At 48.9% G+C, this 12421-nt stretch carries 12 protein-coding genes; 6 read left to right on the top strand and 6 right to left on the bottom strand.

The genetic code is table 11. From position 1 onward, the window contains the following. Positions 1-221: 221 nt before the first annotated feature. Positions 222-1064 carry a hypothetical protein gene (locus BZG82_RS11170; RefSeq protein ID WP_241825755.1) on the bottom strand — a complete coding sequence of 281 codons (843 nt, stop codon included), beginning with the start codon at positions 1062-1064 and terminating at the stop codon, positions 222-224. A 186-nt stretch (positions 1065-1250) separates the two neighbouring features. Between BZG82_RS11170 and BZG82_RS11165 the strand changes: the two genes are divergently transcribed. Further along, positions 1251-1586, top strand: a complete 336-nt coding sequence (locus BZG82_RS11165) for a DUF440 family protein (protein ID WP_077640324.1) — start codon at positions 1251-1253, stop codon at positions 1584-1586. A 109-nt stretch (positions 1587-1695) separates the two neighbouring features. On the opposite strand, the gene emrD is transcribed toward BZG82_RS11165, so the two are convergent. The 5 genes from emrD to BZG82_RS11140 all read right to left on the bottom strand — a co-directional run bounded on the left by emrD (position 1696) and on the right by BZG82_RS11140 (position 6227). Next, a complete protein-coding gene (emrD, locus tag BZG82_RS11160; protein ID WP_077765857.1) occupies positions 1696-2907 on the bottom strand; it encodes a multidrug efflux MFS transporter EmrD in 1212 nt (403 codons plus the stop codon). A gap of 193 nt (positions 2908-3100) precedes the next feature. Then, positions 3101-3562, bottom strand: coding sequence for a methyltransferase family protein (locus BZG82_RS11155; RefSeq protein ID WP_077663123.1), 462 nt, complete (start codon positions 3560-3562; stop codon positions 3101-3103). A 110-nt stretch (positions 3563-3672) separates the two neighbouring features. Next, on the bottom strand, positions 3673-4278 hold the full coding sequence (locus tag BZG82_RS11150) for a GTP cyclohydrolase II (RefSeq protein ID WP_069587601.1): 606 nt from the start codon (positions 4276-4278) through the stop codon (positions 3673-3675). 119 nt (positions 4279-4397) lie between these two features. Beyond that, positions 4398-4955, bottom strand: a complete 558-nt coding sequence (locus tag BZG82_RS11145; protein ID WP_077765856.1) for a sugar O-acetyltransferase — start codon at positions 4953-4955, stop codon at positions 4398-4400. A 3-nt stretch (positions 4956-4958) separates the two neighbouring features. Next, on the bottom strand, positions 4959-6227 hold the full coding sequence (locus tag BZG82_RS11140) for a patatin-like phospholipase family protein (RefSeq protein WP_241825754.1): 1269 nt from the start codon (positions 6225-6227) through the stop codon (positions 4959-4961). A 952-nt stretch (positions 6228-7179) separates the two neighbouring features. Here BZG82_RS11140 and BZG82_RS11135 point away from each other — a divergent pair. The 5 genes from BZG82_RS11135 to BZG82_RS11120 all read left to right on the top strand — a co-directional run bounded on the left by BZG82_RS11135 (position 7180) and on the right by BZG82_RS11120 (position 12421). After that, positions 7180-8667, top strand: a complete 1488-nt coding sequence (locus BZG82_RS11135) for a sodium-dependent transporter (RefSeq protein WP_069587598.1) — start codon at positions 7180-7182, stop codon at positions 8665-8667. Further along, complete coding sequence (locus BZG82_RS16205; RefSeq protein WP_096628241.1) at positions 8664-8765, top strand: MetS family NSS transporter small subunit; 102 nt, start codon at positions 8664-8666, stop codon at positions 8763-8765. Before BZG82_RS11135 ends, BZG82_RS16205 begins: the two co-directional genes overlap by 4 nt. A gap of 233 nt (positions 8766-8998) precedes the next feature. Next, a complete protein-coding gene (locus tag BZG82_RS11130; protein ID WP_069587752.1) occupies positions 8999-9718 on the top strand; it encodes a response regulator in 720 nt (239 codons plus the stop codon). Next, on the top strand, positions 9708-11156 hold the full coding sequence (locus BZG82_RS11125; RefSeq protein ID WP_077765855.1) for an ATP-binding protein: 1449 nt from the start codon (positions 9708-9710) through the stop codon (positions 11154-11156). The genes BZG82_RS11130 and BZG82_RS11125 overlap by 11 nt, the downstream gene beginning before the upstream one ends. Beyond that, a complete protein-coding gene (locus BZG82_RS11120; protein ID WP_077765854.1) occupies positions 11156-12421 on the top strand; it encodes an ABC transporter substrate-binding protein in 1266 nt (421 codons plus the stop codon). Before BZG82_RS11125 ends, BZG82_RS11120 begins: the two co-directional genes overlap by 1 nt.

The following is a 12421-nucleotide window of genomic DNA, read 5'->3' as shown; positions in this document are numbered from 1 at the left end:
GTCATAAATACTGAATAAATACATCTATAGAGCACAACTACCACGGCTCAATTGCGTTTTATAGTTCATCAAACCTTCATTTGTGAAAAGTTTGTTACACTATTTTATTGACCAAGATCAGATTCCGTTAGCAACTTGTAGGGTATAAGGTGGGCCAGCTCACAGATTATCGTAACCACGTTTTTGGATAACGAGCTGATATACACTGCGTATTGGTCCTGCTAACCGATTTTAAAGTCAATACGTGCATATTCTTTGATCAACCAGTCACCAAAGTCATTGAGGAGCATCATAACAGCACGTTTTTTTACAGGTTTGCGATCTAGCAGGATAAAAAGTCGCTCAATTGCTTGTTGTTTAGCAGGATAATGCTTAATAAACAACTCTGCACAGTCAGGTAGTGATTCCGTCCACGTCCCTTCTTTATGCAAAACCAAACCAAACGCACCACGAATTAAGGTATCGGCAATGCGCTGTGCTGCAGTCAGTTGCGTGTTCCATGTCGTGGCCGCTTGTATTTTATGCTTGGCACGTGCGAGTTTACCGCTCAAATCGGGATTCATCGCTTTCGCCACTTCCCAACTCGCCTCGAAATGGCCAAAACTCTCGGAAAGATCTTGGCCATACAGGCACATTGCACGATGTTTAAAAAAGAAGCCCCAGTGAAAGATTTCGGCCAAATCACGGACTTGTGACACTGTCACTGTGTCGATATGACAGCCATCGATGACTTTGCTATGGCTGGTTTTAATTCGCCACAATAAGGTATTCATGGCACTGGATTGGTCAAGCGTTAGTGGTTGGTGGCATACCACGGTTAAATGCAGGACAGACTCCCCCACTATCGCACGGCGCCAGACAATATCGCCGCTCACGTAGACACTGTGAAGCCGCTTACCGATCAAAGCACGAAGCTGTTTGATCGCTTTGACCATGACAGGGATAAATTCGGGTTGTAACGGCGAGCGCCGATCCGGCTCTGGTAAATAAGCCGTTTGAGATTGCAACTGAGTCACGACTTTCACACAAGGTTGAATGCGTGCGCTATTGTTGGTCATCTGCATGGACAAATCAACGCTCTACCACCGAATCTCACCCTGTATCAACGCGCTTGCTTAAATTGAGTACAGGCGTTTGCGTAAAGTTAAGCATAATCCTTGCCAGCTGTCGCGTTGGATAATTGACGGGCTGAGAATTCGTAACCAGCATGCTATAGTCCGAGCACGCCCAGAACGAATAGAGAACACCCAATGACGCAATCAGCGCTAATGAGCTTGGATGAGATCCTTGAAACCGCCTTTGAGATCTTCGCGGAGATGGCACCAGATAATTTGGAGTATGACGATTTGGCAGCATACGAATCCCATTTTGAGGAAGACGGCGGCGCCATCGTGGTTGAAGTCGGCAGCGATTGGCCTGAGCATGTCGGGTCTGACATCAACCTCGCCCACTGTGCGGAAGTACAAATTGGGATGGCAAAAGAAGGCGCCTTGGCCGATGTGTTTGTGCGTATGCTACTCAGCCGTGATCCGGAAGAAAAATTCTGTCACTTACTATGGAAACGCAGCCCCACACAACTGCACTGATGGCAGACCTCATGTCTATGATTGACGTGACAGCTCGCCTTTATCGACCGCTATGGTCAGGATGAGAAATTAAAAATGGCAGCCCATGCTGCCGTTTGCATTTGTATCCTTAGTGGACTGGTGCCGAGGTGGGATCGTCCCCGTGTTGGTCCGCACGATAACTCATCATTAAGCCAATGCTCGCGAGTATGCCGAGAGCAAGCATCATTGAGCCCAGAGAAAGCTGACTCGCGACACCTAATCGACTGGCCGCTAGCGTCACAAGACCCGCAAGCAGGTTTTGAGCGCCCCCCAAGATAGCACCGGCTGTGCCCGCATGATAAGGAAATGGGCTCAGTGCCCCCGTGCTGGCCGCTGGGAATAACACGCCTGCACCGGCAAAATACACACAACCGCCACCAATCAAGCTATACACAGAAATCTCGCCCATTAATCCTGATACAACAAGGATCCCTGCCCCCATTAATGCCATTACGCTACCCAGCGTCAATGTCGCGTAGTAGCCTATGGTATCGGCAAAGCGGCTAGATAGGCCCGAGCCCACTAAATAGGCAGGCAGTGGCGCGACAAAAAGGACACTGATCAGCGTCGGTGATAAATGTAATCCATCAGACATAATCACCCCAGCGGCTGCTTCAAAGACCGACACGCCCGAGAAGACTGTAATCAAACACAATAGGTAACCTCGAAAACGCCGCGAGCTCATGACATGGCGGTAACGACCGATAAAATTACCGGGCTGACGAGCCTCTTGCGGTAACGTTTCGGTAAAACGCAGCGCCATCACTGCATAGACCACGATCGCTAGCAGCAGCAAGAAAAAGTAACTCGCCCGCCAGTTCAACACCTCAGTAAGGTATCCTCCTAATAAAGGCGCAATTAATGGTGAGAAAATAAGCCCCATACTCACCAAACTGTTGGCACGGTGCAACTTCGCGCCAGAGAAACAATCTCGGGTTAAGGTTCGCGCCATGGCGCCACCACAGCCAATCCCAGCGCCTTGCACCACACTACCCACTAAAAACCACGAATAGGAATGTGCTAACAGCGTGATCCCTGTCCCGACCAAGAATAAGGCAAGCCCGGCCAAAATAACGGGCTTACGCCCAATACGGTCGGAGATGGGGCCATAAATAAACTGAGACAGCCCGTACGGGATCAAGTAGCACGCCATCACCGCCTGCAATAGCGCCGGTGATACCGAGAAATCTGCGGCCATCGCTGCAATCGATGGAACATACATGGTTTGAGTCATTTGACCCACCGCAGCCAGCATTACAATGAGCAGCAACAACTTACCCATAGGCATTGCCGAAGACATTCCTACACTCCTAAAAATGAATTATGCGAAATAATGATTTGATAAGTGGATGTTGCAAAGTTTTACGCTAGGCACACGAAAAACATCACAACCAAAGACAGCGCGATAATAGGCCTGAGCAGTGAGGAAAGCAATGGGCGATGAGTCGCCGCAACACGATTCTTTATCATGGTTGAGATTAGTTTTTATAATCTCAAATCCAGCGTCTGACGTGTGCCCGATATTCAGCAAATGCGTCAGGCCAATGCGCAGCGAGTCGCCGCTCTTCAGAGAAGATAAAGGTCATTGACAGGTAGGTCATATAGGCGGGAACCAAGCCCCAACACCAAAGAGAGTTAAAGTAGAATCCAGCGCTAACGATGAGCAATACCAAAGCGAGATACATCGGATTGCGCGTATAGGCATAAATGCCGGTTGTGACCAGGGCTGATGGCTCTTTGATTGGATCAACGGTGGTGTGATGACGATGAAATGCCCATTTCGCCGCCACCAGCAATCCAATGGCGAGCGTAAGAGGAAATACAGCCCAATATGGCGAACCTAATGTGAACGGAAAAGAAAAATAGTGGTTGAGCAACACACCGAAGCCCACGGTAAGTAACATCGCAATGGGCGGCAAAGGTGGGAAAATATACTGCCAAAATTGCGTTTTCATGACTCGTCCTTGAGTGAAAGCTTATATATCGCGCCGCACTGTATCGAAAAAGGGCAGTGACTGTCACTGCCCTTCCGTAAAGTTTGCGACTAAGCACAACTCACTACCACTTAGTCTTGCTCGATATTCAGACGATGTTTGCCATGCTCAATTTTAGCTTTTAAATAATTGCGATTACCTTCTTTGAGGTGCGCTTTGGTGCCAATCACTTCTTTGAGATCAATACCGGCAGCTTGGAGTTCTTCAATTTTTTTCGGGTTGTTGGTCACTAACCGAATGCGATGAATGTCCAAGGCTTTTAGCATTTGTGCGGCTTCAGTAAAGTCACGTAAATCGTCCGCAAAGCCAAGATGGTTATTGGCTTCGTAAGTAGTCATGCCTTGGCTTTGCAGCTCATAAGCATCAAGCTTATTGTATAGGCCAATTCCACGCCCTTCTTGACGAAGATAGAGGATAATCCCGCCATTTTCACCCATCTTTTGGATCGTTTCTTCGAGCTGCTCACCACAATCACACCGTGATGAATGGAATACATCGCCCGTTAAGCACTCAGAATGCATTCGCACTAGGGGAGTTTGATCGGTCACGTCCGCTTGTTTAAAAATAAGCGCAACGTGCTCCTGTCCAGACGCTAGTCCTTCAAAAGATAGAATTTCGGCAGGGATATGGCTCCCTACTCCAACGTTCAGAGGCACCCGAGCCCTTACTTTTACCATTAGAATTTGTCTCTTACTACTGACACCCGAATCAGGGCGTTAACATTACTACAGCGTTACCAGGATGCCAATTAGAAAATGTTATATTATAACATTTCCCACCCAAGTAATGGCTACCTCTATTGTAAACGCCGGACAACCTCTGCTGGATTACCTGCCACTATGGAAAAGGGTTCGATATCTGTATCCACCACCGATCCCGCCTCAATCACCACACCTTCACCAATCGCAACGCCTGCTTTGATCACACTGTTGCCTTCGATAATGACGTTATTGCCGACAATCACGCTTTGTGAGGTTTCACACTCTCCACGAGCAATGTCGAGCGGGAGTACGCGATGGCGCGTGGTATAGATACCCACATTGGGACCGATGCTGACATTATGCCCAATCCGAACATGGGCCCCATCAAGCATGGTGCAATTAGGTCCAATACTGACGTTATCGCCGATTTCGATATTCATTCCGTAGTGACAAAAAAACGGCGCATCAATATCCACATTGGATCCAATCCCTGCAAACAACTTGGTCGTTACTATCGCAAGGTTATCGGTGTCTTCAGGATCGATACAATTAAACTGTTGGCATAAGCGGCGCGCAGCATAGCGAAATAAGGTTAATTCCTCATCGGCTGGGGAATACGGTAACCCCCGCTGCATTTTTTCAAACTCCGTCATCGCCTATCCTTGGTGTGGTAACGCTATTGAGTTGGGCTCAAAAGCCTCACTTTTAACGGTTGATATGGTATTGAGAGCATCGCCGTATTGCGCCATAAACTGATTGCCAAGCGATAAGCCCAGTTGATAGTCCGCATCGAGTTGCTCAGGCTTGCTCAATAATGCACTGCTTTGTAGCGGTGCGCTCGGCGCGATTTGTAACACCTGTGCACGAGGTGGTGGCTCGGCTAAAAACTGTAATTCGTTTTGATAGCTTTGATAGTGCGTAGTGAGCATTTTGAGCATCTCGCTGCTCAGCGGTTTACCCGATAACGACTGCAACCGATAAATCGTGTCACCGCCAAAGAGCCAGCGTCCGCCGTTTTGCATCGCTTTTTCTCTCATTCCATCGCGAACACGACTCACCCATTGCTCACGGCTAGATTTGTAGCGTTCGGAGAGTTCGGCTAACTGCTTGTTCAACTCCTTTTGAAAGGTTTCAAATCGGGTTAGACGGTACTTAAATTCAAAATTAGAGAGATAGTCAGAAATCTTAAAATGCGGCTTTTTGGCTTCAAACTTGGTCCGTAATGTATCCAAAAAATGGCTCTGATCTTCTGGGCCGCCTTTGTCTTGCTCCAACGCCGGCTCAGTGCGAATCACTACAATAATATCCGCCCCACGGGCGAAGGCTTCTTTCGCCGGCACCGCGGCACTCACGCCACCGTCAACATAGCGCTTACCATTAATGCAAACAGGATGCGGATAAAGCAAAGGGATGGCACAGGTTGCTTTGAGTGCATCTGGCCAAGTGTCATCGGTAATCGAGAAAAAGGCCGGTTTCAGGGTATCAACCTCAGTCACGCACGCGTAGGCCTCTCTTCCGTTCAAGTGTAGCTTCGCTGTTTCAATGTCCAGCGCAGCCTCATGACCCGGCAATGCCGTACTAAGCGCCCAATCTAAATCCATATGGTGTTGGCGGCGCACGTACTTCATCAGGTGGAAAAAGCGCTCTTGCGTGGTGAGCTCAGTGATAAACCGATGCCCGTAGCGATGCTGCTGGCATACATACGCCGTCAAGTTGAGTGCGCCGGCAGACGTCCCTAAATAAAGTTGAAATGGATCAAATCGGACATTAAGAAATGCATCAAGCACGCCTGCGGTAAAAATCCCGCGTTGCCCGCCTCCCTGCAGTACCAGCGCGATACGCTGTGGCCGGGTAAAATGGCGCGGAGCAATTGGCATTGCCGTACCGGGAGAGTTGTCTGTCAAAGCTTGCTTACTTCTTAACACTTTCGCCCCTTATTCATCTTGCATAACGCTTTATGCGAGCAAAGCTCTTTATTAGCGTACAGCTCTTGATTAACGCATCGCTTTCAGTGTGTTAGCTCACTTCCAGCACGCTGGCCGCTGTGCATGGTAACGCTTACTGCGCAACGTAGCTACTCACAGTTAGGGCGCCAGTGTCCATTCTCGTTAACAGCGAACCGATGATAATTAAGACAACACAGCGACAGCAGCAAAAGTGAAAATCATACCCAGCGCGCAAACAGCGGTTGTCAGTGCGTATGCAAGTGTTTTATCCATGCTGATACTCCTTGTTGACATAATGATTAACCCCAAAGACGCCGCGGATCAGGTGCAATACCTATTAATCCAAGTATATACCCTCTCCTGTCAAAGCTGCACCGACGTCGACTAAGTGGGCTCTTACAAAGCTAAACCACTGATTAAAAGATGAAAAATATCGCTATTATGTAGCGAATAAAATGGCGAATCTGAGGCGATCATCATGTTTTCCCTATCCTCATCGTGAGGATCCGCGAGTAAAGATACCTGTGTGAACTTCAATTCAAGGGGGCATTTTGCTGTTTTTTTCGTCACCCAGACAGCAAATCAAAATAACGATCATTCGCCTCTATTGATAATTTTGACAGCTCAATCGTCTACATCAAAAGTAAAAGCCCAGCATGAAACACCACTTATAATTGTTTACACCAAGTTAACAAAAATTTTTGTGCTAACTGCTTGGTTTTGCGGCTATTGATTTAGGCCTGACCAGTGCTTAATCTGCCATCAATGCCCGTCCTAGATAAAAATTTCAACATACGGGCAACAGGAAGTTAAAACTTATAATTGTGGGAATGTGCTATTTCTTTCATATAAGCCATAAAACGATCTGCAGCCTCACAACACTGCGATACCTATATGGTGAAAGATGGTAGCGATTCGCAAAGGAGTAGATATGAAACGAGAACAATGGGGCTCGCGCGCTGGCTTTATTTTAGCCGCTGTCGGGTCAGCAATTGGCTTGGGGAACATTTGGCGATTCCCTTATATGGCCTACGAAAACGGTGGCGGCGCCTTTTTTATTCCATACCTTTTCGCCATGCTAACCGCCGGTATCCCCTTTATGATCATGGAGTTTGGGTTAGGCAAAAAACTCCGCGGCTCGTCGCCTGTGGTCTTTTCTAAACTCAATACCAAGTTCGAATGGTTAGGCTGGTTCCAAGTTCTGATCGCCGCAACCATCGGTATTTACTATGTTGCCGTCATTGGTTGGGCCATCTCTTATTTTGGCTTCTCGTTTGGCCAGGATTGGGGCACAGATACCAACGCGTTCTTTTTCTCTGACTATTTGAAGCTGGGAGAAAATTCACCCACCAACTTAGGCGATTGGCAATGGCATATTGCTATTCCGATGATCATCGCATGGGCAATCACTTATGCAGCCGTCTATCGTGGCGTCAAAGGCGGGATTGAAAAAGCCAGCAAGATTATGATGCCACTGCTATTCATCATGGTGATCTTGCTGATTGGCCGCGTAGTGATGCTGCCGGGTGCCCTCGATGGCTTGAACTACTTATTTGCGCCTGACTTTAGCAAGTTGTTAGATGCAAAAGTGTGGTCGGCCGCCTATGGGCAGATTTTCTTCACCTTGTCCGTTGGGTTTGCCATCATGCTGGCCTACTCCAGCTACCTGCCTGAAAAATCGGACGTAAACAACAACGCCTTGATGACAGTGCTGATCAACTGTGGCTTCTCCATTGTGGCGGGGGTATTGATCTTCTCCATTTTGGGCTACATGGCGGCAGAGCAAAGCAAAGGCATTACCGATGTTGTCAGTGGCGGCGTAGGACTTGCCTTTGTCACGCTACCAGCGGCGATCAACTTACTGCCGATCCCCTACATCCTCGGGCCATTGTTCTTCCTTGCGCTCGTCGTCGCTGGGCTGAGCTCACACATTTCGATTATCGAAGCAGTGACTGCATCGATCATGGATAAGCTGAACCTTGCACGTGAAAAGGCAGCGACAGCCGTCTGCGGCGTTGGCTTCGTGGTTTCTATGGCCTTTGCAACTAACGGCGGCTTGTTGCTTCTCGATTTAGTGGACTACTTCGTCAACAACGTAGCGCTGCTAGCAAGCTGTTTGATTGAGCTCATTGTCGTCGGCTGGTTGGTGAAACTTTCCGATATTCGCCAATACGTTAACCGCGTATCTGAGTTTAGTGTTGGCCAGTGGATGGAAGTGTGTATCCGCTTTGTCAGCCCAATTATGTTGGCCGTGATCATCACCAAAAACTTGATCAACACGGTTAATGAAGGATACGGCGGCTATGCACAGTTCGAACTCATCACCCTAGGTTGGGGGCTCGTCGCAGCCATGGTTGTGGTTGGCATCATCGTGAACTCAACCACAACGCCCGCACGCGATATGGAGACAGAATCATGACCACAGGCGCAATTGTAATGATGATCATTGGTTTCGCGGTCACATGGGGTGGCGCGGCACTGTGTATTCACAAAGCGATGCACAGCGATAGCGAGTAATCCTGTCTGACATCTCACTAAGGTTTCTAAAGCCCTCTTCGGAGGGCTTTTCGTTTCCAGCGATTTAGATTCTTTGTTTGCCTGCATTCTCGTTCGTCCTGTCTAGGGGATGTGGTCTGACCTTGATCAAGTCGCTGATTAATTATGCAAAGTGCGTCATTGTCAGTAGCATCACAGGCCCAAACCACCGATAATGGCGCTCATTGATATTGGTAAGAAAGGGTATCGGCGCTATGGCTGCAGCCAAACGCATTTTAGTGGTTGATGACGATGTAGAAATTCGCGAGCTTTTGCAGGCCTATCTGTCCAAAGCAGGATATGAAGTGACCACCGCGCAAAATGGTCATGAAATGCGCTCTAAGCTTGCGGTCCAATACCCAGACCTTATCTTACTTGACGTGATGCTTCCCGGTGATGATGGGTTTACCTTATGTAAAGCCATTCGCAAAGACTCCAGTGTGCCAATCATTATGCTCACCGCAGTATCTGATGAGACCGATCAAATCGTTGGCTTAGAGCTGGGCGCAGATGATTATATTGCCAAACCCTTTAGTCCTCGTCAGCTCATTGCGCGTATTCGTGCTTTGCTTCGCCGCACCCAACAGTTGCAAGAAACGACCTTGTCACGGCCGAAAGCGATCCGTTTTGGTCAATGGCGCTTGGAACCGGCGACACAACAGCTACATCAAGTAGTCACCGGCATGGAGATTGAACTCTCTGCATCGGATTATGCGCTACTGATGTTGTTTATAGACAATCCCCACCAATTGCTAGATCGCAACGCCATTAGCCAAGCCACCCGCGGTCGCGACGCTCAGCCACAAGAACGAGGCATAGATGTCCAAGTGAGTCGCCTACGACAGCGCCTGCGTGATAATGGTAAAGCGAACCTAATCAAAACCGTCCGCGGTGCGGGCTATATGTTTGTCGCTGAGATCCAATATGAATCATGAGTGGTTACAACGGCTCGTGCCGCGCTCTCTCCTCTCGCGTACGCTGCTCCTGACCCTATTGTCTGTCGTGCTCGCACAGGTGATTGCGACATCCATTTGGTACACTCAATCCAAACGCACGCAGCTGGCGGGCTTAGAGTCCGCGTCAGCCAGCTTGGCGAATATGTTCGCATCGACAACCACCTTTTTTCAGTCTTTGCCCGTCGCGTACCGCCACATCGCATTAAATCAGCTTCGCAATATGGGCGGAACGCGGTTTTTTGTCTCTTTCAACAAAGAAAAAATCAACATCACCCCAATAGAAGAGACCCAAGCGAAACAGGTGGCGGTCAATACCGTCTCGCAAGTGCTAGAGGCGCAACTGCCCGCGCTGAGCACCATTGACGTGGAATTTTCCCGCCCCGAGACGCTGCGCGTTTTAAATAATGACATTTTACTCCGCGACCTGCCCAAGTCATGGGCGCATCACACGCTAAGCCTTGAGCCACTCAACCCACCAATTTTGGTGGTGCAAATGGAGCTCAAAACTAATGAGTGGATTTACATCGCTGCCCTGCTCCCCGCGCCGTATGTCACCTTGGACGATACGTTGATTACGGCCGATCAAGTGGTCTTTATTGTGGTGATCACTGCGTTACTTTTGCTGTTTACTTACAGTTTAATTCGTCAACAAGCGCGGCCACTCAAACGCTTAGCGAAAGCGGCGAACCTATTTAGTACAGACATTGAACAACCGCCACTCAAAGAAGAAGGCGCTGCAGAAATCGCGATTGTGACACGCGCATTTAACCGTATGCAGCGTCGATTACAACGGCATTTGCGAGAGCGTGAAACCCTGTTTCGCTCGATGTCACATGATTTAAAAACCCCGATAACCCGATTACGTCTGCGGGCAGAATTGATTGATGATGACATCCAAGCCGCCAAAATGAACAAAGACTTGGATGAACTCGAAATCATGGTAAAAGGCGCCGTTCAAACCGTGCGTGATACCGACATTCACGAAAACATGGCCGAGATTGATGTGATTGATTTCTTGGCGGTAATTGCCGAGCCCCACAATCAAGATCGGGTGCGTGTCACCATCGAATGTGAGGCAGTGAAAGGCTTTACCTGTAAACCTCTGGCGTTTAAACGCTGCCTATCTAATTTGATTGATAACGGCGTTAAATACGGCGAACAAGTCACCATCTATGTGATGGATGCCGAACATACGCTGGATATCACCCTAATCGACCAAGGGCCAGGGATCCCGGAAGAAGAGCTCGACTCGGTATTTGACCCCTACGTGCGCCTTCACACCGATAACGAGGGCTCAGGGTTAGGGCTTGGCATTGCGCGTGATATTATTCATGCCCACGGCGGTGACATGGTACTCAGCAACCGCAATGAAGGTGGCCTGCAAGTCGATATTAGTTTTCCACGGGTAGAAGAATAATGCGATTGACTCTTAAAGCACTGTGCGTCAGCGTCATTCAATCGACACTGCTGTATATTACGCCTGCCGCCCATGCCAGCGAAGTGGAAGTGCTCCATTGGTGGACATCGGCCGGAGAAGCCAAAGCGGCCTCCGTTTTACGCGCCGGGATCGAGCAACGCGGTCATCAGTGGCGTGATTTTGCGGTCGGCGGACAAGCGGGGATCAGCGCGATGAATACCCTAAGGATCCGCGCAATCAGTGGTAATCCTCCCCTCGCCGCACAAATTAAAGGACCAGAGATTACCGAATGGGCGCGTTTAGGCTTTTTACGCAACCTCAATGACATTGCGGAAGCAGAACACTGGGAAGACAAAATTCCAGCCCCGCTTCGTGACGTGATGCAATACCAAGGGGATTATGTCGCGGCCCCAATTAATATTCACCGCGTCAACTGGCTCTGGATCAATCTACGTGCCTTCAAGGACGCGGGGGCTGCCATTCCCCATGATTTTGAAAGCTTTTTTACCGCTGCCGATAAACTACAACAGGCTGGCTATATCCCACTGGCATTAGGCGGAGAACCTTGGCAGGTAGCGACCTTATTCGACACACTCGCCTTATCCGTGATGGGGCCTGAACATTATCAACAAGCCTTTCTCGACTTTGATCGCGAGGCGCTATTAAGTGACGGTGTCACAAAATCATTTTCTCTATTGGCCAAAATGCGCCCCTACACCGACTCCGACAATCTCGGTCGGAATTGGAGTGACACCACACGATTATTGATCGATAACCGAGCAGGCATGCAAGTGATGGGCGATTGGGCGAAAGGTGAATTTCTTGCAGCAAATCAGCAAGAAGGAAAAAACTTTACCTGTGTCGCCGTCCCCGGTACGGAGCAAGCGTTTAGCTATAACATAGATAGCTTTGTCTTTTTTAAGCCAAACAATGCCGAAGAGCGACAAAGCCAAACGGATATGGCCGAATACTTGTTAACATCCCAGTTTCAACGCGATTTCAATCGCTATAAAGGCTCACTGCCTATTCGCTTTGATATCCCACTCCCGAACGAGGACACCTGTGCCGAAAAATCGCGTCAGGCCTTTCTCTACGCCGAGCAGCACAACACACTAAGCCCAAGCATGTCACATGGATTGTCGACCACCCGTTACGTCCAAAGCGCGATTTTTGATGTGATTAATGAGTTCTTTTATAACCCTAAGCAAACACCCGAGGAGGCGACTCAAGCCCTCTATCGCGCCATTTTATCTGCGCAGGCCTAA

It is taken from the genome of Salinivibrio sp. PR5 (assembly GCF_001996085.1).
GTDB lineage: Bacteria > Pseudomonadota > Gammaproteobacteria > Enterobacterales > Vibrionaceae > Salinivibrio > Salinivibrio proteolyticus.
The sequence above is the reverse complement of the archived record's forward strand: the minus strand, read 5'-3'. Positions and strand labels throughout refer to the sequence as shown.

Coding starts and splice junctions, on each gene's coding strand:
- BZG82_RS11170 (WP_241825755.1), bottom strand. CDS start 1,064: ATGCAGATGACCAACAATAGCGCACGCATTCAACCTTGTGTGAAAGTC.
- BZG82_RS11165 (WP_077640324.1), top strand. CDS start 1,251: ATGACGCAATCAGCGCTAATGAGCTTGGATGAGATCCTTGAAACCGCC.
- emrD (WP_077765857.1), bottom strand. CDS start 2,907: ATGTCTTCGGCAATGCCTATGGGTAAGTTGTTGCTGCTCATTGTAATG.
- BZG82_RS11155 (WP_077663123.1), bottom strand. CDS start 3,562: ATGAAAACGCAATTTTGGCAGTATATTTTCCCACCTTTGCCGCCCATT.
- BZG82_RS11150 (WP_069587601.1), bottom strand. CDS start 4,278: ATGGTAAAAGTAAGGGCTCGGGTGCCTCTGAACGTTGGAGTAGGGAGC.
- BZG82_RS11145 (WP_077765856.1), bottom strand. CDS start 4,955: ATGACGGAGTTTGAAAAAATGCAGCGGGGGTTACCGTATTCCCCAGCC.
- BZG82_RS11135 (WP_069587598.1), top strand. CDS start 7,180: ATGAAACGAGAACAATGGGGCTCGCGCGCTGGCTTTATTTTAGCCGCT.
- BZG82_RS16205 (WP_096628241.1), top strand. CDS start 8,664: ATGACCACAGGCGCAATTGTAATGATGATCATTGGTTTCGCGGTCACA.
- BZG82_RS11130 (WP_069587752.1), top strand. CDS start 8,999: ATGGCTGCAGCCAAACGCATTTTAGTGGTTGATGACGATGTAGAAATT.
- BZG82_RS11125 (WP_077765855.1), top strand. CDS start 9,708: ATGAATCATGAGTGGTTACAACGGCTCGTGCCGCGCTCTCTCCTCTCG.
- BZG82_RS11120 (WP_077765854.1), top strand. CDS start 11,156: ATGCGATTGACTCTTAAAGCACTGTGCGTCAGCGTCATTCAATCGACA.